The sequence below is a fragment of the Streptomyces sp. NPDC059008 genome (assembly GCF_042749045.1).
Classification (GTDB): Bacteria; Actinomycetota; Actinomycetes; order Streptomycetales; family Streptomycetaceae; genus Streptomyces.
Map to the genome: position 1 here is coordinate 57,930 of NZ_JBHYJC010000013.1, position 21,997 is coordinate 79,926.

Sequence of the window (21,997 nt, forward strand, 5' to 3'; positions counted from 1 at the left end):
GAAGTCGACCAGGCCTCCCGGTTCCCCGCTACAGCCAGTCCCTCCGCTTGAACACGAAGTACAGACTCACGCACACCACGCCCATCAGCAGAATCGCGAACGGATACCCGAACGCCCACCCCAACTCCGGCATGTTCTCGAAGTTCATGCCGTAGATCGTCCCCACCAGCGTGGGTGCGAACAGGATGGCCGCCCACGACGAGATCTTCTTGATCTCCTCGTTCTGTTCGAAGCCGGCCTCCGCCAGGGCGCGCATCTCGGCGTTCTGTTGTTGGTTCACCAGCGTCGCGTTGACGGTGAGGATGTCCTGCAGGGCCTGCCGGAACCCGTCCACACGCTCCGTGGTGTGCAGCACGTGGTCGGCCACGTCGCGCAGGTAGCGGCGCAGCTCCGCGTCGATCGCGTACTTCTCGAAGCCGGCGGTGAGGCTCTCCAGCATGGTGTTGAGGGGGCGGGTCGCGCGCTGGAACTCCACCACCTCGCGGGAGAGTTCGTAGATGCGGCGGGATACCCGGGGATCGCCGCCGAAGACCTCGGTCTCGATCTCGTCGATGTCGTTCTGGACGCCGGCGACGACGGGTGCGTAGCCGTCGACGACCGCGTCGAGGATGGCGTAGAGCACGGCTTCGGGGCCGCGCTTGAGGAGTTCGGGGGTGTCCTCCATGCGGCGGCGCACTGCTGAGACGTCGGGGGCGCCACCGTGCCGGACGGTGATCACGAAGTCGCGGCCGACGAAGACGTGCAGCTCGCCGAAGTCGACCTCTTCGGGGTCGTCCAGATAGCGCGCGGCACGCAGTACGACGAAGAGGGTGCCGCCGTAGCGCTCCAGTTTGGGGCGCTGATGGGCCTCCAGGGCGTCCTCGACGGCGAGCGGGTGGAGGTCGAACTCCGAGGCGAGGGTGACCAGTTCGGACGGAGTGGGGCGGTGCAGCCCGATCCAGGCCAGGGTGTCGGCGGTGGCGCGCTGCTGCCGGAAGGCGTCGGCGAGGGTGTCGTGGGTGCTGACACGGTGTCCGTCCCGATACAGGGCGGCGCTGATGATGCTGCTGTTGTTGTTCTCGGTCGACGGCTCGGGGATCTCGGCGCCGTCGGTGGACTCGGCGGGCGGGGGCGCGGCGGCCCCCTTCTTCTTCGCGGGTTTGCGCAGGCCGCGCAGGCCGCGTGGCCGGCGACCGGGAGGTTCAGTGCTCACGACAGAACCGACCTCCGTCACAAGGGGGGATGAACGGGCACACAGAATCTCGACGCAGGATATCTGCCGAGGATGTCAGCACAGGTCAGGGGGCATGGTGCAGGATGGAACGGGCGCGGCGCGGTGTGTGTCGCGTCCATCAGGCTTTGTATGTTTATCTCTAGAATTGTGCGATGCAGATACCGCAGATAGCCAGCGCTCCTCTGAGTGAGGTGATTCGGTGAACGGCCCCGATGCCACCGACGAGCAGTGGGAAGGGCTCGCCGAGGTCGTCCCGCTCCGCAGCAGCAGTAAATGGCCTTCCTGGCCCGACCACCGCGCTCTCCCCGAGGACGAGCCGGCGGAGGAGATGCGGCGGTTCATCGTCATCCGCGTCCAGACCTTCGCGGACGCCCGTGAGGTCGCCGAGTACTTGATGGCGCAGATCCCGGTCCTGCTGGACCTCAGCAGCGCGGACACCGATGTCGCCAAGCGCATCCTGGACTTCTCCAGCGGCGTCGTCTTCGGGCTCGGCAGCGGGATGCACCGGGTGGACACCAATGTCTTCCTGCTGGCCCCGGTGGGCACGGAGGTCGACGAGGCCGCTACGGGGGCCGTCCCCCGTTCGTAGGAAGAGCTGTCGGGCGTAACGGTTCTCCGGCCGGGCTGCTGCATAGCGTCCACGCATGAATACCGACAGTGTGCGGCCGGCCGTCACCGAGTTACGGCTGTCCGCCTTCAAGACGCATCGCGGCGTCACCCTGCCGCTCGGTCCGCTGACGCTGCTGAGCGGCGAGAGCGGAAGCGGCAAGTCCAGTGTGCTGCAGGCGTACGAGATGCTCGCCCGGCTCGGTAGCGGGGAGCCGCTCGCACGTGCCGTACAGGAGGTGGTGGGCGGCCCGTCGGCCTGTGTGCCGGCGGGGGCGCGCCCCGACGGACAGGGGCGGCGCGGGTTCCGCATCGGCTGCACGGTCGACGGCCCGGCCGGTCCGGTCAGCCTCGATCTCGCCGTACAGGCCGAGCCCGAACTGCGCATCGTCGGCGAGCGGTTGACCGGCGGCGGTGAGACGCTGCTGTCCACCGCGCTCACCGACCCCACCCGCCCCGCCGTCCAGGCGGCCTGGCACACCGCGGGCGCGACCCCCGTGACCCGCGCGCCGCTGCCCGACGACCGGCTGGGCACGTCGCTGCTGCCGCTGCGCGTAGCGGGGAAGACGGAAGGCCAGCGGCTGGTCCTGGCCGCGGCCGAACAGGTCGTGGTGGCGCTCCGGTCGGCGTTCGTGTGCGATCCGCGACCGGAGGCCATGCGGGGGGCGGGGGTGGGCGAGACGAGCGGGGGCGGCGATTCCGGTGGACGGGGTCCGGACGGCGCCGCGGGGCGGGGAAGCGGGGCCCGGGGCGGCCGGGCGGGGAGCGCGGGAGGGTGTGCGACCAAAGCCGGCGGGGGCACACGGGGGCGCAGGGGGAACGGAGGGGGCGGCGAGGCCGGTGGCTGGGGCCGGGACGCGGAGGAGGAGCGTGACGAGGGACGGTTGCGGTCGTCCTGCGACAACCTGCCTGCGGTCTTGGAGCGTACGAGCCGCGAGTGCGCGCGGCGGCATGCGGTGCTGGTCGCGGCCGTGAGGGAGGCCTGTACGGGGCCCGTCGACGGGTTGCGTGCCGTGCCGCGCCAGGAGGGCGCCGCGATGGAGGTGGCGCCCGCCGCCCCGTCGGTGCCCGGCCGAGGTGGACCGGCGGCCGTTCGGCACAAGGAGCAGGAGGCATGGGCACCGGGCGTACGGGCCGTCCTTGACCGCGGTGCCCTGGGGGAGATGCCCGTCGAGCAGCTCGGTGACGGGGAGCTGCGTTTTCTGGCGCTGGCGCTGGTACTGCTCACCGGGCCGGGGGTGCTGGCGATGGACCCGGCCGGGGAGGTCCCGTCGGCCCAGCAGCAGATGACGGTGATGGCGGACGGCATGGACCGCTGCATGGACCGCAGGCAGGCCCGCGAGCTGGTGTCGTTGGCCGTCCGCATGGCGGATCGGGGGCATGTCCGGTTGCTGGGGACGGTACGGGATCCGTCGGTCGCCGAGGGGCTGCCCGGTGTCCAGGTGCTACACCTAGGGGCATGAGCGAGGATCTTCATGCGCTGCAGCGACGGCTGGCCGAATTCGCGGCCGCCCGGGACTGGCAGCAGTACCACACCCCCAAGAACCTGGCCGCGGCGCTGAGCGTCGAGGCGGCGGAACTCGTCGAGATCTTCCAGTGGTTGACGCCGGAGGAGTCGGCGAAGGTGATGTCCGATCCGCGGGCGGCCGGCCGGGTCGAGGACGAGGTCGCGGACGTGCTGGCGTATCTGCTGCAGTTCTGCGAGGCGCTGGGGATCGACGCCCTGGCGGCGCTCGCCGCGAAGATCGAGCGCAACGAGTCGCGGTTCCCCGCGGTCCGCAGGGCGCGGCCGGACCGGCCGCGGGAGGGCGAGGAGTAGGGAGCGGAGTCGTCGCGGCGGAGTAGGGGGCGCCGGTCGGAGCCGGGTCGGAGCCGGGCCGGAGCCGGGCCGGGGCGGGGGTGGGAGCGGCATCCGTTCCCACCCCCGCCTTTTCACCCCGGCGGGCTCCGGGCTCGTTCGGTCCGTACCGGCGCGGCGATTCAGGCCGTTCGGGTGTTTTACGTGACTTATGTCCGTCGTGTGAGAGGTGGGAGTGCTGTGGCGGGAGGGGAGGGCGGAGAGTCCGTACCCGCCAGTCGTCACTCTCCGGAGTGATTGATCTCTCCACAGCGCCTTGGTTGTCCACAGATTTGCGAATTCCCCTGGCTTTTTTGGGCGTTCACCCTCACTCTGGGTAGTGGAAGAAGTGCAGGGTGCAAGCGAATGAAGCGGGAAGGAGGGGAACGGATGGATGCGGTGCGGATCATCGCGGCCGGTCGACGCGGTCTGGCGGAGGCGACGACGGTCCAGGACGTGATCGTCGAGGCGTGGCAGGCGCAAGCTTTGGCGGAGGCGATAGGAAGCCATCTCGCGATATTCGGGCCGCACGAAGTGCGGTCCAGGGCTCAGAGTCTGGGCGACGCGGGCGGGCGGTTCAGCGGGGGACTGCTGTGCCCGGCATCGGTCACCGGCGGCTTGCGAGCGGCTCAACTGACCGAGGTGCGCGACGTCAGAGCCGCCTTGACGAGCCTGAGTCGGCTCTTGCGAGAGGTGTGCGAGGCGCTGGTGGGAGTGGTGTTGCTCGCAGACGAGGAGGGAGCGTACTGGACCTGCGTCGAGGCGATGGACACGGTCGACGAAGCGAGGGATCGCGTCGCCGGAATCCTGGAGAAGCTGGAGGTGCGCGACCGGAACCCGGCCTGAGCGGGGATCGGACAAGACAGGAATGCTCACGCCCAACACGTCGACGGTGCGACGTCACGCCCGCCGACAGGTGACGGCAGGCCCACCGCCGTGCTTACCGTCCTCACTGCCACTGCCACTGCCACTGCCACTGCCACTGCCACTGCCACTGCGCGGCTGCTTGCGCTTCCGTCTCATCTGCCACTGATGCCAGTGATCGCCGCCTTCGCGCCCTCGCAGCCGCCCTACGTACTGGGGGCCGGCCCCCAACGTGCCGCGCGCCATGCCATGTCGCGCCACCCCGCGTCGACGGCCGCCGCGCCGCCCACGCCATCACCGTGACAGAGGCTGACCCGAATTCACCCGGGCCCTGACCAGCTCTGACCCGAACTGACGTCGCGACTTGATGCCTCGACACACCTAACGGTTGGTTTGCCGTTCGGTGTGCAGGATGGAGGTATGGACCTACGAATCTTCACCGAGCCCCAGCAGGGGGCTTCCTACGACACCCTTCTGACGGTCGCCAAGGCCACGGAGGATCTCGGCTTCGACGCGTTCTTCCGATCCGACCACTACCTGAGCATGGGCAACGTCGACGGGCTGCCCGGCCCGACGGACGCCTGGATCACACTGGCCGGCCTCGCCCGTGAGACCCGACGCATCCGGCTCGGCACGCTCATGACGGCCGGCACCTTCCGGTTGCCGGGCGTCCTGGCCATCCAGGTCGCACAGGTCGACCAGATGTCCGGCGGGCGGGTCGAACTCGGCCTCGGCGCGGGCTGGTTCGAGGAGGAGCACAAGGCGTACGGCATCCCCTTCCCCAGGGAGAAGTTCGCGCGAATGGAGGAACAGCTGGAAGTCATCACCGGGCTGTGGGCCACAGGCGCAGGGAGGGAGTTCAACTACCACGGGGCCTACTACCAGCTGGAGAATTCGCCCGCGCTGCCCAAGCCCGCTCAGGGCAAGGTGCCGGTGCTGATCGGTGGACACGGTAAGACGCGCACCCCGCGCCTTGCGGCGCAGTTCGCCGATGAGTTCAACATTCCCTTCGCCTCGCTCAAGGACACCGAAGCCCAGTTCGGACGGGTGCGGGCGGCCGCCGAAGCCGCCGGGCGGAAAGGGGATGAGCTGGTGTACTCCAACGCCCTCGTCGCCTGTGTCGGCAAGGACGACGCCGAGGTGGCACGCCGCGCCGCCGCCATCGGGCGGAACGTGGACGAACTGAAGGCCAACGGCCTGGCGGGCTCACCCGCCGAGGTCGTCGACAAGATCGGGCGCTATGCCGCCGTCGGTGCCTCCCGCGTCTACCTGCAGATCCTGGACCTCGATGATCTCGACCACCTCGAGCTGATCTCGGAGCAGGTCCAGTCGCAGGTGAGGTGAGATGAGATGAAGTGAAGTGAGGTGAGCCGAGGTGAGGTGAGGTGAGGCGTGTCGGGCCAGGGCTGGTGAGGCCGGCCGGGCCGGGCCAGCCGGGGCCGGGGCGGTGGGCGGTGCTGTGGGAAAACCGGTGGGGAAACGGGAGGGATTGCGGCAATACTCGGACGTGTGTTCCTGACGATAACCACCACCGGCAGCGCCGACCGTCCCGCGACCGACCTCGGGTTTCTGCTGCACAAGCATCCGGACAGGTCGCAGCAGTTCTCGACGTCGCACGGCACCGCACACGTCCTCTACCCGGAGGCGGATGCGGAACGGTGCACGGCCGCGCTGGTGTTGGAGGTCGATCCCATCGCCCTGGTCCGACGGGGCCGGGGGAAGGGCCGCGGCGGCGCTCCGGACTCGGCGCTCGGGCAGTACGTGAACGACCGACCGTACGCGGCCTCCTCGTTGCTGGCGGTGGCGCTGCGAAGCGTCTTCGCGAGCGCGATGAAGGGACAGTGCACGGCGCGGCCCGAGCTGGTGGCGCGGGCCATGCCGTTGCGCGTCGAGGTGCCGGTGCTGCCCGCCCGGGGCGGTGCGGAGCTGGTGCGCAAGCTGTTCCGGCCGCTGGGCTGGACGGTGCTGGCCGAGCCGGTGCCGTTGGACGAGACGTTCCCGGAGTGGGGTGACTCCCGCTACGTCCGGCTCGTCCTGGAGGGCGAGCGGACGGTCGCCGAGGCGCTGCGGCATCTGTATGTGCTGCTGCCGGTGCTGGACGACGCCAAGCACTACTGGGTCGCGCCGGACGAGGTCGACAAGCTGCTGCGGGCCGGCGAGGGCTGGCTGGAGGACCACCCGGAGCAGCGGGTGATCGTCGGACGCTATCTCGCCCGGCGCTGGTCGCTGACGCGCCAGGCCATGGAGCGGCTGGAGCTGGAGCGGCTGGCCGAGTCGGACGGGGTGGCGGCCGAGGACATGGACAACGCGGTGGACGAGGAGGCGGATACCGAGGAGAAGCCGGTGCCGCTCGCCCTCCAGCGGCGGGAGGCGATCCTCGCCGTGCTGCGCGGGGATCAGGCGGCACGGGTGCTCGATCTGGGCTGCGGACAGGGCCAGTTGATCGGTGCGCTGCTCAAGGAAGGGCAGTTCACCGAGGTCGTCGGCGTGGACGTGTCGATGCGGGCGCTGCACGAGGCGCGCCGCCGGCTGCGGCTGGACCGGATGTCCGAGCGGCAGGCCGGGCGCGTGCGGCTCGTACAGGGGTCGCTGGCCTACACGGACAGCAGGCTGAAGGGGTACGACGCGGCGGTGCTGAGCGAGGTCGTCGAGCATGTCGATCCCGCGCGACTGCCGGCCCTGGAGTACGCCGTGTTCGGGTCGGCCAGGCCGCGGACGGTGGTCGTGACGACGCCGAACGTCGAGTACAACGTGCGCTGGGAGTCGCTGCCGGCCGGTCATGTGCGGCACGCGGACCATCGCTTCGAGTGGACCCGCGAGGAGTTCCGGCAGTGGGCGCAGGGGGTTGCCGCGCGGCACGGCTACGAGGTGGTCTTCGGCCCGGTGGGGCCGGACGACCCGGAGGTGGGCCCGCCCACCCAGCTCGCGCACTTCCGCATCTCCGGCGACGACGCCGATGACGGCAAGGCGGCAGGGGGCAGCGGCGCCCGCAGCAGCGGCGTACGTGGCAGTGGTGCACCTGGCAGTGGTGCACATGGCAGTGGTGCACGGAACGGCGGCGCACGGGACGGTGGCGCGCCGGGGAGCGGTGCGCGTGGTGACGGTGGTTCGGTGAGTGGGAAGGAGGTCGCGGCATGACGGACGCGGATCGTACGGAGAACCAGGACGGGAAGGCGCACGGGCACGGTGACAGCCGGGAGGCGGTGCGGCGCACGCTCGGCGTGCCCGACCTCTCGCTGGTGGTGCTGATCGGGGCCACCGGCTCCGGTAAGTCCACCTTCGCCGCCCGGCACTTCAAGCCGACCGAGGTGATCTCCTCGGACTTCTGCCGGGGGCTGGTCAGCGACGACGAGAACGACCAGAGCGCGAGCGGCGACGCGTTCGACGTACTGCACTTCGTCGCGGGCAAGCGGCTGGCGGCCGGGCGGCTGACGGTCGTCGACGCCACCAATGTGCAGTCCGAGGCGAGGGCGCAGCTGGTGCGGCTGGCCCGGGAGCACGATGTGCTGCCGGTGGCGATCGTGCTGGACGTGCCCGAGCAGGTCTGCGCCGAGCGCAACGCGGCGCGCGCCGACCGGGCCGGGCTGCCGCGCCGTGTCATCCAGCGCCACCAGCGCGAACTGCGCCGCTCCCTGCGGCACTTGGAGCGTGAGGGCTTCCGCAAGGTGCACGTCCTGCGCGGCCAGGCGGAGGTGGAGTCCGCCGAGGTCGTCCTGGAGCGGCGGTTCAACGATCTGCGCCATCTGACCGGCCCGTTCGACATCGTCGGCGACATCCACGGGTGCCGTTCCGAACTGGAGACGCTGCTCGGCCGGCTCGGCTATGCGCTGGTGCGCGACGAGCTCGGCAGGGCCGTGGACGCGGCGCACCCGCAGGGCCGGACGGCCGTCTTCGTCGGCGACCTCGTCGACCGCGGACCGGACAGCCCCGGAGTGCTGCGCCTGGTGATGGGCATGGTCGGGGCCGGGCACGCGCTGTGCGTGTCCGGCAACCACGAGAACAAGCTCGGCCGCTACCTCAAGGGCCGCAAGGTCCAGCACACCCACGGGCTCGCCGAGACCGTCGCGCAGCTGGGGGAGGAGGACGACGCCTTCCGCGCCGAGGCCGGGGCGTTCGTCCACGGCCTGGTCAGCCACTACGTCCTGGACGGCGGCGGGCTGGTGGTGTGCCACGCCGGGCTGCCGGAGAAGTACCACGGCCGGACGTCGGGCCGGGTGCGGTCCTTCGCGATGTACGGCGACACGACCGGCGAGACCGACGAGTTCGGCCTGCCGGTGCGCTACCCGTGGGCCGAGGACTACCGAGGCCGCGCCGCCGTCGTCTACGGCCACACGCCCACCCCGCGGGCCACCTGGCTCAACAACACCATCTGCCTGGACACCGGCTGTGTCTTCGGCGGCGCGATGACCGCGCTGCGCTGGCCGGAGCGTGAGCTGGTGGACGTCCCGGCGGAGCGGGTCTGGTACGAGCCCGCGAAGCCGCTCGCCACGGAGGCGCCGGGCGGGGCGGACGGCCGTCCCCTCGACCTGGAGGACGTGGCCGGCCGGCGGATCGTGGAGACCCGTCACATGGGCCGGCTCGCGGTCAGGGAGGAGAACGCCGCGGCCGCGCTGGAGGTCATGAGCCGCTTCGCCGTCGACCCGCGGCTGCTGCCGTACCTCCCGCCGACGATGGCGCCCTGCGCGACCTCGACGGGGCAGACCCGTGAGGGAGCCGGTGACGAGGGCTTCCTGGAGCACCCGGTGGAGGCGTTCGCCGGATACCGGGCGGACGGCGTACGGGAAGTGGTGTGCGAGGAGAAGCACATGGGATCGCGCGCGGTGGTCCTGGTGTGCCGTGACGAGTCGGTGGCCGGCGAGCTCCCCCATAGCCCTAAAGGCATGGGAGGTACCCCCATCGGCGTTCCGAAGGGCGTGTCGGGCGCCCTGTACACGCGCACCGGCCGGCCGTTCTTCGACGACCCGGAGACGACCGAGCGGATCCTGCGGCGGATCGGGGCGTGCGTCGAGGAGGCCGGCCTCTGGGCGGAGCTGGAGACGGACTGGCTGCTGCTGGACGCGGAGTTGATGCCGTGGTCCCTGAAGGCGACGGGCCTGCTGCGCAAGCAGTACGCCGCGGTCGGCGCGGCGTCCGGCGCGGCCTTCCCGAGCGTGCTCGGCGCGCTGGAGGCGGCCGCCGCCCGCGGTGTCGAGGTGGGGCCGCTGCTCGACCGGCAGCGCGACCGGGCGGCGGACGCCGCGGCGTTCACCGAGGCGTACCGGCGCTATTGCTGGCGCGTCGGAGCGGTGGAAGGGACAGCGGAGGGGACGGCGCAAGGCGCAGCGGAGGGGGCGGCGGCCGGGGCGGATGCGGCGGGCGGCGGCACGGAGGCGGCCGCGGCCGATCCGTCCGGCGGGCTCGGCGATCTGGAGGGTGTCCGGCTCGCGCCGTTCCAGATCCTCGCCGTGCAGGGGCGCAGCCTCGCGGGGCTAGCGCACACCGAGCAGCTGGCGCTGATCGACCGGATCGTCGCGGCCGAGGACGCGGTGGCCTCCCGCGGCGGTGCCGCGCCACGGGACGGTGCGGGGGGCCGTCCGGGGCTGCTCGCCACGACCCGGCGCATCCTCGTCGACACCGAGGACGAGGCGTCGATCGCGGCCGGTGTCCGGTGGTGGCTGGATCTGACCGCGGACGGCGGTGAGGGCATGGTGGTCAAGCCGGTGCAGGCGCTGGTAAGGACGGCGGACGGGCGGCTGGTCCAGCCGGGCGTCAAGTGCCGTGGCCGCGAGTACCTGCGGATCATCTACGGTCCGGAGTACACCCGCCCGGAGAACCTCAGGCGTCTGCGCGTACGCCATCTGGGGCACAAGCGTTCGCTGGCCCTGCGGGAGTACGCGCTCGGCCTGGAGGCGCTCGAACGACTGGCGGAGGGCGAACCGCTGTGGCGGGTGCATGAGGCGGTCTTCGCGGTGCTGGCGCTGGAGTCGGAGCCGGTGGACCCGAGGCTGTAGGCCGGCCGCGGCGGGGGAGGGGTGGTTGCCGCTCCTCCCTCCGCCTCCTCCGTCATGCCGCCCGTGCCGCCCGTCGCGGCGTCGGCTCTCGCGATGGTCGCCCGGCGGGTCGGTACGGCGCTCGGCGTGACCGTGGCGAGCGCTGTGAGGGGTGGTCAGCAGAGCCCGGGTATCGGGGGGTTGCGGGGCTGCCGGCTCACCTTCGCGGTGACCTCGGCGGCCGCGGTCGTGGCAGCGCCGACCCTGCGGTGGTCCGACCTGGTGATCTACGACGGTCCGCCCGGTGCCCCGGGCCCGCCCAGTGCTTCGACCCCGGGGCGCGGGGCGGCCCCGCCACCGCTCCGCCGCCCCGGACCCGACCGAGCCGAGATCGTCCGACTCCCTTCCCCGGGCACCGGAAGCGGCCAAGATGGGTGGATGGGATTCCATGTTGACTCCGAGGCCGGGCTGCTGCGCCGGGTCATCCTGCACCGACCCGACCTGGAGCTGAAGCGGCTCACACCGTCCAACAAGGACACCTTGCTCTTCGACGACGTGCTGTGGGTGCGCCGGGCGCGGGCCGAGCACGACGGGTTCGCGGATGTGCTCCGCGACCGGGGTGTGGAGGTGCACCTCTTCGGGGACCTGCTGGCCGAGAGCCTGCAGATCCCCGAGGCCCGGACGCTGGTCCTGGACCGGGTCTTCGACGAGAAGGAGTACGGGCCGCTGGCCACCGACCATCTGCGTGCCGCCTTCGACGAGCTGCCGGTGCCGGAACTCGTCGAGGCGCTGGTCGGCGGCATGACCAAGCGCGAGTTCCTCGAACGCCACCCGGAGCCGACCTCGGTCCGCTTCCATGTGATGGATCTGGACGACTTCCTGCTGGGGCCGCTGCCCAACCACCTCTTCACCCGCGACACCTCCGCGTGGATCTACGACGGGGTGTCGATCAACTCGATGCGCTGGCCGGCCCGGCAGCGCGAGACCGTGCACTACGAGGCGATCTACCGCCACCATCCGCTCTTCCGCGACGAAAACTTCCACGTCTGGTCGGAGGGGCAGGCGGACTTCCCGTCGACGATCGAGGGCGGCGACGTCCTGGTGCTGGGCAGCGGCGCGGTGCTGATCGGGATGAGCGAGCGGACCACCCCGCAGGCGGTCGAGCTGCTCGCGCGCGGGCTGTTCGCGGCCGGTTCCGCGCGCACGATCGTGGCGCTCGACATGCCCAAGCGCCGCGCGTTCATGCACCTCGACACCGTCATGACCATGATCGACGGGGATACCTTCACCCAGTACGAGGGGCTCGGCATGCTCCGCTCGTACACCATCGAGCCGGGCTCGGGCGACCAGGACCTGAAGGTCACCGACCATCCGCCGGAGCATATGCACCGCGCCATAGCGGCCTCGCTGGGCCTGTCGGACATCCGGGTGCTGACCGCGACCCAGGACGTGCACTCCGCGGAGCGCGAGCAGTGGGACGACGGGTGCAATGTGCTGGCGGTCGAGCCGGGGGTGGTCGTGGCGTACGAGCGGAACGTCACCACGAACACGTTTCTGCGCAAGCGCGGCATCGAGGTGATCACGATCCCGGGCAGTGAGCTGGGGCGGGGCCGCGGCGGCCCGCGCTGTATGAGCTGCCCGGTGGCGAGGGACGCGGTGCCCGGGGCAGCCTGAGCGTGGCACCCGCCGACGCGACCGGCCGCGCGTCCGGAGGGAACGCCGGGCGCTCCGTATATAGATACGGTTGTTCGTATACACTTCCAGGGTGTGGGGCCGTGTGCCCCTCCCGTCGTGCGACCGTACGCCTTCCGTACGCACCCCCGTCCCACCGCCGCGAACCAGGAGCCCACCCATGGCGATAGATCTCAGGGGCCGCCACTTCCTCAAGGAGCTGGACTTCAGCGCCGAGGAGTTCCGCCGACTGATCGACCTGGCGGCCGAGCTCAAAGCGGCCAAGCGCGCCGGCACCGAGGTCCCCCGCCTCCAGGGCAGGAACATCGCCCTGATCTTCGAGAAGACCTCGACCAGGACCCGCTGCTCCTTCGAGGTCGCGGCCGCCGACCAGGGTGCCTCGACCACCTACCTCGACCCGTCCGGCTCGCAGATCGGGCACAAGGAGTCGGTCAAGGACACCGCCCGGGTCCTGGGCCGGATGTTCGACGGGATCGAGTTCCGCGGCAGCCGGCAGTCCGACGTCGAGGAGCTGGCCGCCCACGCCGGCGTACCGGTCTTCAACGGGCTGACCGACGACTGGCACCCGACCCAGATGCTCGCCGACGTGCTCACCATGGTCGAGCACGGCGGCGGCCGCCCCCTGGAGGAGACCGCCTTCGCCTACCTCGGCGACGCCCGCAACAACATGGGCAACTCCTACCTCGTCACCGGAGCCCTGCTCGGCATGGACGTGCGGATCGTGGCCCCGCGGCAGCTGTGGCCCGAGCAGTCGGTGATCGACCGGGCGCAGGCGCTCGCCGAGGGCAGCGGTGCCCGGATCACGCTCACCGAGGACGTCGCCGAGGGCGTGCGCGGCGCGGACTTCGTCGCCACCGACGTCTGGGTCTCCATGGGCGAGCCCAAGGAGGTGTGGGGCGAGCGGATCGCGCTGCTGGCCCCGTACGCGGTCACGATGGACGTGCTGCGCGCCACCGGCAAGCCGGACGTGAAGTTCCTGCACTGCCTGCCCGCCTACCACGACCTCGGTACGGCGGTCGGCCGGGAGATCCAGGCCCGGTACGGCCTTACGTCGCTGGAGGTCACCGACGAGGTCTTCGAGTCCGCGCACTCCGTCGTCTTCGACGAGGCGGAGAACCGGATGCACACCATCAAGGCGGTGCTGGTGGCGACGCTGGCCCGCTGAGCGGCGGCGGTATCCGCCGTGTGCGGTGGCATCGCATGAAAGATCACGTTGCATAGGCATACGTCCGAATGGGCGATCATGCGGATGGAGCGGCTACCATCGAGCCGCTCGCGGGGTTCGGACCCACCGGTCCGGACCCCGCTCCTGTGTGCGGCCCACCCCGCCGCGCGCACCGCACCACCAGAAAGAGAACCACCCGCATGCGCCCGCCCGTCTCCCGCCACCGTCTCCAGGAGGCGCTGCGCGCCGCACCCGGCGCGCCAGGTCCGTCCGGACCGCGCATCAAGTCCCCCGACGTCCTCGTCGCCGAATCGGGCGCGGACCTCGAAGGCAACGGCCTCAAGCGCAGCATGGGGCTCTTCCAGCTGGTGTGCTTCGGCATCGGCGCCATCGTCGGCACCGGCATCTTCGTCGGCCTGTCCGACACCGTCGCCGAGGCCGGCCCCGCGGTCCTGGTCTCCTTTGTGCTGGCGGCCGTCACCTGCGTGTTCACCGCCTTCTCGTTCGCGGAGCTGGGCGGTGCGATACCGGTGTCCGGCAGCTCGTACTCCTACGCCTACGCCACCCTCGGCGAGCGCACCGCCTTCCTCGTCGGCTGGTGCCTGCTGCTCGAATACGGCGTCTCGGTCTCGGCGGTCGCCGTCGGCTGGGGCCAGTACCTCAACGAGCTGCTGGGCAGCCTGATCGGCTGGCAGCTGCCGGCCGCGCTCGCCAACCCGCCCGGCGACGGCGGCATCGTCAACATCCCGGCCGTCGTCGTGATCCTGCTCGCCGCCCTGCTTCTCGTCCGCGGCATCCGGGAGAGCGCCCGGGCGACCGCCGCGATGGCCGTGCTGAAGCTCGCGATCCTGGTGCTGTTCTGCGCGATCGGCTTCAGCGCCTTCCGGGCCGGCCACCTCTCGCCGTTCGCGCCCGAAGGCATCGCGGGCATCACCTCCGGTGCCTCCCTCGCGTTCTTCTCCTACATCGGCTTCGACGCGATCACCACGGCCGGCGAAGAGGTGAAGAACCCGCGCCGCAACATCCCCGTCGCGATCATGGTCTGCATCGGTGTGGTCACCGTGCTCTACTGCCTGGTCGCGCTCGCCGCCATCGGTGCGCTCTCCTCCGACCAGGTCGCGGGCCGGCCCGCCGCGCTGTCGCTGATCGTCAACCGGGTCACCGACTCGGCGCTCGGCGGCGGGGTGATCGCCTTCGGCGCGGTCGTCGCCATCGCCTCCGTCGTCCTCGCCGTGATGTACGGCCAGACCCGCATCCTGATGTCGATGTCCCGGGACGGCCTGATCCCGCGGGTCTTCGAGCGGGTCTCGCCCCGTACGTCCACCCCCGTCGCCAACACCTGGATCGTAGCGGCCGTCTTCGCCGTGCCGGCGGCGGTCGTCCCGTTGGACGTGGTGATGAACCTGACCACCATCGGGACGCTGGCGGTCATGGCGGCGGTGAACCTCAGTGTGATGGTGCTCCGCCGCACCCGCTCCGATCTGCCGCGCCGCTTCCGCGTCCCGCTCTTCCCGGCCAGCCCGCTGCTGGGCATCGCCTTCTGCCTCTACCTGATGTACGGGACCGGCCCGGCGACCTGGCTGCAGTTCGCCGGCTTCCTGGTGGTCGGCGCGCTGGTCTACGCGCTCTACGGGCGGCGCCACTCCAGGCTCGCGGCGGCCGCGCAGCCGACCGGTGAACCGGCCGTCAGCGGCTCCGGCGCCGCTGCCGCAGCTCGGGAAGGGTGAACCAGACGGCCTTGCCCCGCGGCGTCGGGCGGCAGCCGGACGCGGAGCTGAGGGACCGGACCAGCAGCAGACCACGGCCGCGGGCACAGGCCGGGGCGGCGCTGCCGTCGCCCGGGGGAGGGGGAGCGGACGGAGCCGGGGGAGGCGCCCCGAGCCCGTCGAGGTGCCTGCCGTCCCCGTCGTGCACCTCCACCCGGCAGCCCCCGGCCCCCAGCTCCACCACCAGCTCGACGGGGTCGGCGCCGCGGGTGTGCTTGAGGGCGTTGGCGACCAGCTCGGCGGCCAGCAGCTGAGCGGTGGTCCGGTCGGCCGTGGCCTGCAGGTCCTGCATGGCGCATCGGACCATCGCCCGCGCGATGGGGACCGCGGTCGCGCCCCGCGGCAGGGCGATATGCCAGGTCGTGGGGGTGGGCGGTGCCAACATGAGCGGTACGTTCCGTTCGCGGAAGGCCGGATCGAATACCTGGGACCGGATCGGGTGCCGAAGGCCCGCGCCGGGTGGCCGCGGCCCGCGCCCGGGTGCCTGCCGGCCGGATCCGATACGTCCACCGTAGGAAGCGCGGGCAAGCCCGGGGCAGAGGCGAGCGGCCGGAGTCGGCGGGACCTATGGCCCATGGCGGACGGGACCTTCGGCCGGTCCATGGCCGAGAAACGGCGTATCGCGCCATCGTGACGACAGTCACAAAGCGGTGATAACTTCGAAGGGCATCCGGAAGAGCATCCACCGGCCGACCCGCCAAAGGGGGCAGGCAGTCCGATGAGCCCGTTCACAGGATCCGCCCGCAGCACAGACTCCTGGCAGCACATCCGCGTGACCAGGAAGGACGGGATCGCCACGGTCACCCTGGCGCGCCCGGAGAAGCTCAACGCACTCACCTTCGAGGCCTACGCCGACCTCCGCGACCTGCTGACGGAGCTGTCCAGGGAGCGCTCCGTACGCGCCCTGGTGCTCGCCGGGGAAGGCCGCGGATTCTGCTCCGGCGGTGACGTCGAGGAGATCATCGGCGCCACCCTGGGCATGGACACCGCACAGCTGCTGGACTTCAACCGGATGACCGGCCAGGTCGTACGGGCGCTGCGGGAGTGCCCGTTCCCGGTGATCGCGGCCGTGCACGGCGTCGCGGCCGGCGCCGGCGCGGTGCTGGCGCTGGCCGCGGACTTCCGCGTCGCCGACCCCTCGGCCCGCTTCGCCTTCCTCTTCACCCGGGTCGGACTGTCCGGCGGCGACATGGGCGCGGCCTATCTGCTGCCCCGCGTCATCGGGCTGGGCCACGCCACCCGGCTGCTGATGCTCGGCGACGCCGTACGCGCGCCCGAGGCCGAACGGCTCGGCCTGATCAGCGAGTTGGCGGAGGAGGGCCACGCCGACCAGGCGGCCGCCGCGCTCGCCCGCCGGCTCGCCGAGGGGCCCGCGCTGGCGCACGCCCAGACCAAGGCGCTGCTCACCGCCGAGCTCGATCTGCCGCTGGCCGCCGCGGTGGAGATGGACGCCGCCACCCAGGCGCTGCTGATGAACAGCGCCGACTACGCCGAGTTCCACGCCGCCTTCATGGAGAAGCGGGCGCCCAAGTGGCAGGGGAAGTAGCCGTGCGGGTCGCCGTCATCGGCGGCGGACCGGGCGGGCTGTACTCGGCGGCGCTCCTCAAACGGCTCGATCCCCGCCGCGAGATCACCGTATGGGAGCGCAACGCCCCCGACGACACGTTCGGCTTCGGCGTCGTGCTCTCCGACGAGACCCTCGGCGGCATCGAGCACGCCGACCCGGAGGTCTACCGCGCACTCCAGGCGGAGTTCGTACGCTGGGACGACATCGACATCGTGCACCGGGGCCGCACCCTCACCTCGGGCGGACACGGCTTCGCGGCGCTCGGACGGCGCCGGCTGCTGGCCGTACTGCACCGGCGCTGCCGCGACCTCGGCATCGACCTGCGCTTTCGCACCGAGGCGCCGCCCGCCGCCGAGCTGGCCCGCGCCCACGACCTGGTGATCGCCGCGGACGGGGTGCACAGCGCGACCCGCACCGCGCACGCCGACGCCTTCCGGCCGCGGCTGACCACCCACCGCTGCCGCTACATCTGGCTCGCCGCCGACTTCGCCTTCGACGCCTTCCGCTTCGAGATCGCCGAGACCGAGCACGGTGTGGCCCAGCTGCACGCCTACCCCTACGCCCGCCCGCCGGCCGACCTCCCGCCCTCCGGAACGCCGTGCCCGAGCGGCGCCAGCACCGTCATCGTCGAGATGCGCGAGGAGGTCTGGCGGTCGGCCGGACTGGACCGCTGCGATGCGCGCGCATCCGCCGAATGGTGCGCCAAGACCTTCACCGACGCGCTCGGCGGCAGACCGCTGCGCTCCAACAACTCCAGCTGGACCGCCTTTCGCACGGTCGTCAACGACCGCTGGTCACACGGCAATACGGTGCTGCTCGGCGACGCCGCGCACACCGCGCACTTCTCCATCGGCTCCGGCACCAAGCTCGCCGTCGAGGACGCGCTGGCGCTGGCCGCCTGCCTCCAGGAGCAGCCCGACACCGCCGGTGCGCTGGCCGCCTACGAGGCGGAGCGCCGCCCCGTCGTCGCCTCCACCCAGCGCGCCGCCCGCGCCAGCCTGGCCTGGTTCGAGGAGCTGGCCACCTACATCGGCCAGCCGCCCCGCCAGTTCGCCTTCAACCTCCTGACCCGAAGCCGCCGGGTCACCCACGACAACCTGAGGCTGCGCGACCCCGGATTCGTCGCGGCCGTCGAGGGCGAGGCGGACACGCCCGCCGGCACCCCGCCGATGTTCACGCCCTTCCGGCTGCGCTCGCTGACCCTGCGCAACCGCGTGGTCGTCTCGCCGATGGACATGTACTCGGCGCGGGACGGCGTCCCCGGGGACTTCCACCTCGTCCACCTGGGCGCCCGGGCCCTGGGCGGGGCGGGCCTGGTGATGACCGAGATGGTGTGCGTCAGCGAAGAGGGGCGCATCACACCGGGCTGCGCCGGGCTCTACACCCCTCATCAGGCAGCCGCCTGGCGCCGCGTCACCGACTTCGTGCACACCCAGGCGCCCGGCACCGCGATCGGCCTCCAGCTCGGCCACTCGGGCCGCAAGGGCTCCACCAAGCTGATGTGGGACGGCATCGACGAACCCCTCGACGACGGCAACTGGCCTCTCGTGGCGGCATCCCCCCTTCCGTACAAGCCCGGCAGCCAGCGCCCCCACGAGCTGACCGCGGGCGAACTCACCACGATCCGGAGCCAGTTCACCTCCGCCGCGCGCCGCGCCGTCGACTGCGGCTTCGATCTGCTGGAACTGCACTGCGCCCACGGCTATCTGCTGTCCGGATTCCTCTCCCCGCTGACCAATCAACGCACCGACGCCTACGGCGGTTCCCTCTCCCGGCGCCTGCGTTTCCCCCTCGAAGTCTTCGACGCGATCCGCGAACTGTGGCCGGAGGACCGCCCGATGACGGTCCGCATCTCCGCGACCGACTGGGCGGAGGGCGGCACCACCGCCGAGGACGCCGTGGCCATGGCGGCGGCCTTCGCCGAGCACGGTGCCGACGCCATCGACGTCTCCACCGGGCAGGTCGTGGCCGACGAGCGCCCCGACTTCGGCCGCTCGTACCAGACGCCGTTCGCCGACCGCATCCGCAACACCCTGGGGGTGCCGGTCATCGCGGTCGGCGCGATCTCCTCCTGGGACGACGTCAACTCCCTGGTGCTCGCCGGGCGCGCGGACCTGTGCGCGCTGGCCAGGCCCCATCTGTACGACCCGCACTGGACGCTGCACGCCGCCGCGGAGCAGGGGTACACCGGGCCGGGCGCCCCGTGGCCGCCGCCGTACCAGGCGGGCAGCCGTACCCCGCCCACCGGTCGTACCGACGCGCCGAAGCCCCGCCTCACGCTGCGGTGACGGGGAGACACGGGCAGCGGGGCGGGGCCGTCCGTGGAGGACACGGTGGACCTCCGGCGTCCCTACGGCGGCGCCTCAGGGAATCGGCAGGCTGGTGACACGCGCCGCGATCACCGGTTTGCCGTGCTGTTCCACGGCCACGTCGACCGGCATGCGGCCGTCACGGTCCTGCGCCGCGGCCGGCTCCGTGGCGGTCCGCGCCCGTACCCAGCACGGCGCGTCCAGTTCGGCGTACCGCTCGAAGGTGCACTCCATCGCTATCGGCACGGTGACCCCCGGCGTCGCCGCCTGCGCGGCCTGGCGGGCGGCCTCGATCATCAGCATGCCGGGGGCGTGGTCGGCGGGCTGGTCGAAGAGCACCGGATGAGAGGTGTCCACCCGCAGGCGCCACAGGTCGGGGCGGCCGGTGGGCGAGAGCACCACGTCGTGCTCGCGGGCCCGGGCGACCAGCTGCGGGGAGACGGGCGCGGGCAGCGGCAGCCTGCGGGCGTTGGCCGGCGTGAGCTCGCTGTACCTGCCGCGCAGCCGGCGGTAGACCGCCGGGCTGTGGCATGCGTAGTCGAGCGTCGCGGAGGCCAGTTCGGCGCCGTCGCACCGCACCCGGAACTCCTGGCGCGCGCTGAGCAGCCGCTTGCCGCGGCGGACCACCTCATGGTCGGTGACGTGCAGTTCCACCTCCGCCGGCGCGGCGGCCGTGCTCAGCGCCTGCGGCGCGAGGTCGTAGTGGATCCGCTGCCAGGTGATCGGGTGGTCGAGCGGTACGCGGTGGGCGAGATGGCTGAGCAGTATCCCGGCCTGCCGCACGGTCTCGACCAGCAGCAGCGGGTCGTGCAGCCGCTCACGCCCGTCGACCGGTCCGTAGAAGCCGTGTGCGCGCGGCCATCGGGCGCTGACGACCCAGCCGTCGGCGGTGTCCCGTCGCCAGTTGGTCAGGAACACCTCGGGTACCGCCGCACGACGGCCGTACCCCTGCGGTGCGGTGGTACTCAAAGGGGACGTTCGGTTTTCGTCGGCGAACCCGCCTCTGCCGTCGTGGCGCTGATCCGGAGACGACGGCACGAGGATGGCTCTGGCCATAGGTGTCCTCTCTGAAGTGCGGCTCCCGGCGCCCGGAAGGGCCGAGCCGCGCTGGCGGTCCCCGCGGCTCCAAGATACGGACCATGCGGTGGGTTCACCAGTGCTAAGGGGCGCTCCTCGGCCAGGCTCGGAAGGGCGGCGAAACCGGACGGGCGGACGTCAGACGGAGACCCGTGCCGCGCGGCCGTGCGGGTCCAGATGGCTCATCGCGCCCGGCGAGGCGAGACCCGGCAGGGTGTGCTTCCACAGCGCCGTGACCCGCTCGGGGAGATCGGCGCGGTTGGTCGCGGCGCGGGAGAACAACTGCACGCCCATATAGGCGGCGACGAAGAACTCGGCGGCCCGGTCCGGCACCACACCGGGCAGCAACTCCCCTTTGTCCCGGGCCTCGCGGAACATCGTGCTGATGATGTCGGTCCAGGCCTGGTAGGGGACCAGCGGCTCGTCGCTGAACGTCGTCTCGACCGCGATACGGGTGCCCGCCTGCAGCAGCGGGTCGCTGCGCAGCGCCAGCGCCACCCGGTGGGTGAAGTCGATGGCGTCCTGCAACCGGGAGTCGCTGACCTGCGGAAGGAACGGGTCGGCCTGCTCGGTGATGACCGCGCGGGCCAGTGCGCCCTTGGAGGTGAAGTGGAAGTACACGGCTCCTTTGGTGACCCCGGCACGCTGGATGATCTCGGCCATGGTGGCGGCCTGGTACCCCCGGCTGCCGATGACGTGAGCCGCGGCTTCGAGGACCGCGCGCCGGGTGCGCACTGCACGTTCCTGCTTGACCACCGAACAGCCTCCGTATGCTCTCTTGGAGTTGCGCCGAGTGCGACCCGTCGCCTTGGCCGCGCAGTCTCTTTCGGCATCATAAAGAAGCCAACCAGGCGGTATTGAATCTGCGCGCCGTGGCGTGTACGACGACTTCTAGGAGCTGTCCGATGTCCCCCACCGCTCTGCCTGCCGCGCAGCGCGAGATCCGGCTCGCCCGCCACGCCGAAGGAGAGCTGACCAGCAGGCACTTCGTGGTGGCCGAGGTGCCGCTGCCCGAACCGCAGCCGGGGCAGGTCCTGGTGCGTACGCGCCTGATGGCGGTGACCGCGGCGATGCGGATGCAGATGTCCGGCGACTCGAAGCCGATGCCGCCCTTCGTACCGGGTCAGGCGCTGTGGGGCTCCGCGATCGGTCAGGTGGTGGCGGCGCCCGGCGGCGGCTTCACGCCCGGCGAACTGGTCCACCACCGTTACGGATGGCGGGAGTTCGCGGTGGTCGACGAGTCGCAGGTACGCCGGCTCGACCTGGACGCGCTACCGGATCCCGCCGCGCACCTCTCCCAGGGCGCGACGGCCTGGGGCGCGCTGCGCCGGGCCGCCGAAGTCCGCCCGGGGGACACCGTGTTCGTCTCCGGCGCGGCCGGCGGCGTGGGCAGTATGGCCGGGCAGCTGGCGCGCCGACTGGGCGCCGCCCGGGTGGTCGGCAGCACCGGCTCGGAGCGCAAGGCCGCCCGGCTGCGCGCCGAGTTGGGGTACGACGACACCATCGTGCGCGGCGCCGGCCCGATCGAGCGGCAGCTGCGCCGGGCGGCCCCGGACGGCATCGACGTACTGCTCGACACCGTGGGCGGCGAGCAGTTGACCGCGGCACTCGCGGTGGCCCGCCCCGACGCCCGCTTCGCGCTGGTCGGCGCGCTCTCCAGCCAGCTGGGCGCGACCGGCGGCAGCACCGCCCCGGTGGAGCTGGACACGGCGCTGATCATCACGCGGCGGGTGGCGCTGCGCGGTTTCGGGCTGCATGCACACCCGGATCTGCCGCAGGAGTGGGCGAAGGAGTTCGGTCAGGGCCTGCGGGACGGCTCCCTGGTCTTCCCGCACGCCCTGCTGAAGGGCATCGAGCAGGCCCCGCGGGCGCTGTGCGAGCTCACCGAGGGCCGCCATATCGGGGCCGTGCTGGTCGAGTTGTGATCCGCCC

At 71.8% G+C, this 21,997-nt stretch carries 17 protein-coding genes; 13 read left to right on the top strand and 4 right to left on the bottom strand.

Annotated elements, in window-relative coordinates:
• Positions 1-28 precede the first annotated feature (28 nt).
• The gene (locus ACFWZH_RS17985) at positions 29-1,192 is read right to left on the bottom strand and encodes a magnesium and cobalt transport protein CorA (RefSeq protein ID WP_384431392.1); all 1,164 of its coding nucleotides are present in this window, start codon (positions 1,190-1,192) and stop codon (positions 29-31) included.
• A gap of 220 nt (positions 1,193-1,412) precedes the next feature.
• Between ACFWZH_RS17985 and ACFWZH_RS17990 the strand changes: the two genes are divergently transcribed.
• The 10 genes from ACFWZH_RS17990 to ACFWZH_RS18035 all read left to right on the top strand — a co-directional run bounded on the left by ACFWZH_RS17990 (position 1,413) and on the right by ACFWZH_RS18035 (position 15,073).
• Entirely contained in the window at positions 1,413-1,802 is a 390-nt protein-coding gene (locus tag ACFWZH_RS17990) for a cell division protein SepF (RefSeq protein ID WP_384431395.1), read from the top strand.
• A gap of 55 nt (positions 1,803-1,857) precedes the next feature.
• Complete coding sequence (locus ACFWZH_RS17995) at positions 1,858-3,282, top strand: biotin transporter BioY (RefSeq protein WP_384431398.1); 1,425 nt, start codon at positions 1,858-1,860, stop codon at positions 3,280-3,282.
• On the top strand, positions 3,279-3,638 hold the full coding sequence (locus tag ACFWZH_RS18000; RefSeq protein ID WP_384431400.1) for a nucleotide pyrophosphohydrolase: 360 nt from the start codon (positions 3,279-3,281) through the stop codon (positions 3,636-3,638). The genes ACFWZH_RS17995 and ACFWZH_RS18000 overlap by 4 nt, the downstream gene beginning before the upstream one ends.
• A gap of 408 nt (positions 3,639-4,046) precedes the next feature.
• Positions 4,047-4,502 carry a DUF6099 family protein gene (locus tag ACFWZH_RS18005; RefSeq protein ID WP_384431403.1) on the top strand — a complete coding sequence of 152 codons (456 nt, stop codon included), beginning with the start codon at positions 4,047-4,049 and terminating at the stop codon, positions 4,500-4,502.
• 438 nt (positions 4,503-4,940) lie between these two features.
• Complete coding sequence (locus ACFWZH_RS18010; RefSeq protein WP_384431406.1) at positions 4,941-5,864, top strand: LLM class F420-dependent oxidoreductase; 924 nt, start codon at positions 4,941-4,943, stop codon at positions 5,862-5,864.
• Positions 5,865-6,029: 165 nt separating this feature from the next.
• Positions 6,030-7,658: a 3' terminal RNA ribose 2'-O-methyltransferase Hen1 gene (locus ACFWZH_RS18015; RefSeq protein WP_384431409.1), complete on the top strand. Its 1,629-nt coding sequence runs from the start codon at positions 6,030-6,032 to the stop codon at positions 7,656-7,658.
• Positions 7,655-10,510, top strand: a complete 2,856-nt coding sequence (locus ACFWZH_RS18020; protein WP_384431412.1) for a polynucleotide kinase-phosphatase — start codon at positions 7,655-7,657, stop codon at positions 10,508-10,510. The genes ACFWZH_RS18015 and ACFWZH_RS18020 overlap by 4 nt, the downstream gene beginning before the upstream one ends.
• Positions 10,511-10,927: 417 nt before the next feature.
• On the top strand, positions 10,928-12,163 hold the full coding sequence (locus ACFWZH_RS18025; protein WP_384431415.1) for an arginine deiminase: 1,236 nt from the start codon (positions 10,928-10,930) through the stop codon (positions 12,161-12,163).
• Between the two features lie 178 nt (positions 12,164-12,341).
• Positions 12,342-13,346 (top strand): ornithine carbamoyltransferase, encoded by a 1,005-nt coding sequence (gene argF, locus ACFWZH_RS18030; RefSeq protein ID WP_384431418.1) that lies wholly within the window; start codon positions 12,342-12,344, stop codon positions 13,344-13,346.
• 200 nt (positions 13,347-13,546) lie between these two features.
• Positions 13,547-15,073, top strand: a complete 1,527-nt coding sequence (locus tag ACFWZH_RS18035) for an amino acid permease (RefSeq protein ID WP_384431421.1) — start codon at positions 13,547-13,549, stop codon at positions 15,071-15,073.
• Here the strand turns inward: ACFWZH_RS18035 and ACFWZH_RS18040 are convergent.
• Positions 15,033-15,497 carry an ATP-binding protein gene (locus tag ACFWZH_RS18040; RefSeq protein ID WP_384431424.1) on the bottom strand — a complete coding sequence of 155 codons (465 nt, stop codon included), beginning with the start codon at positions 15,495-15,497 and terminating at the stop codon, positions 15,033-15,035. The genes ACFWZH_RS18035 and ACFWZH_RS18040 overlap by 41 nt on opposite strands.
• Before the next feature lie 333 nt (positions 15,498-15,830).
• On the opposite strand from ACFWZH_RS18040, the gene ACFWZH_RS18045 reads away from it, so the two are divergent.
• Both ACFWZH_RS18045 and ACFWZH_RS18050 read left to right on the top strand, forming a co-directional pair.
• Positions 15,831-16,658, top strand: coding sequence for an enoyl-CoA hydratase family protein (locus ACFWZH_RS18045; RefSeq protein WP_384431426.1), 828 nt, complete (start codon positions 15,831-15,833; stop codon positions 16,656-16,658).
• A complete protein-coding gene (locus tag ACFWZH_RS18050; protein WP_384431429.1) occupies positions 16,643-18,967 on the top strand; it encodes a bifunctional salicylyl-CoA 5-hydroxylase/oxidoreductase in 2,325 nt (774 codons plus the stop codon). The genes ACFWZH_RS18045 and ACFWZH_RS18050 overlap by 16 nt, the downstream gene beginning before the upstream one ends.
• Positions 18,968-19,042: 75 nt before the next feature.
• Here the strand turns inward: ACFWZH_RS18050 and ACFWZH_RS18055 are convergent, their stop codons facing one another.
• Positions 19,043-19,957: a ScbA/BarX family gamma-butyrolactone biosynthesis protein gene (locus ACFWZH_RS18055; RefSeq protein ID WP_384431432.1), complete on the bottom strand. Its 915-nt coding sequence runs from the start codon at positions 19,955-19,957 to the stop codon at positions 19,043-19,045.
• Positions 19,958-20,203: 246 nt separating this feature from the next.
• Positions 20,204-20,821, bottom strand: a complete 618-nt coding sequence (locus ACFWZH_RS18060) for a ScbR family autoregulator-binding transcription factor (protein ID WP_384431435.1) — start codon at positions 20,819-20,821, stop codon at positions 20,204-20,206.
• 149 nt (positions 20,822-20,970) lie between these two features.
• Here ACFWZH_RS18060 and ACFWZH_RS18065 point away from each other — a divergent pair, with 149 nt between their 5' ends.
• Positions 20,971-21,990: an MDR family NADP-dependent oxidoreductase gene (locus ACFWZH_RS18065; RefSeq protein ID WP_384431438.1), complete on the top strand. Its 1,020-nt coding sequence runs from the start codon at positions 20,971-20,973 to the stop codon at positions 21,988-21,990.
• Positions 21,991-21,997: the final 7 nt, after the last annotated feature.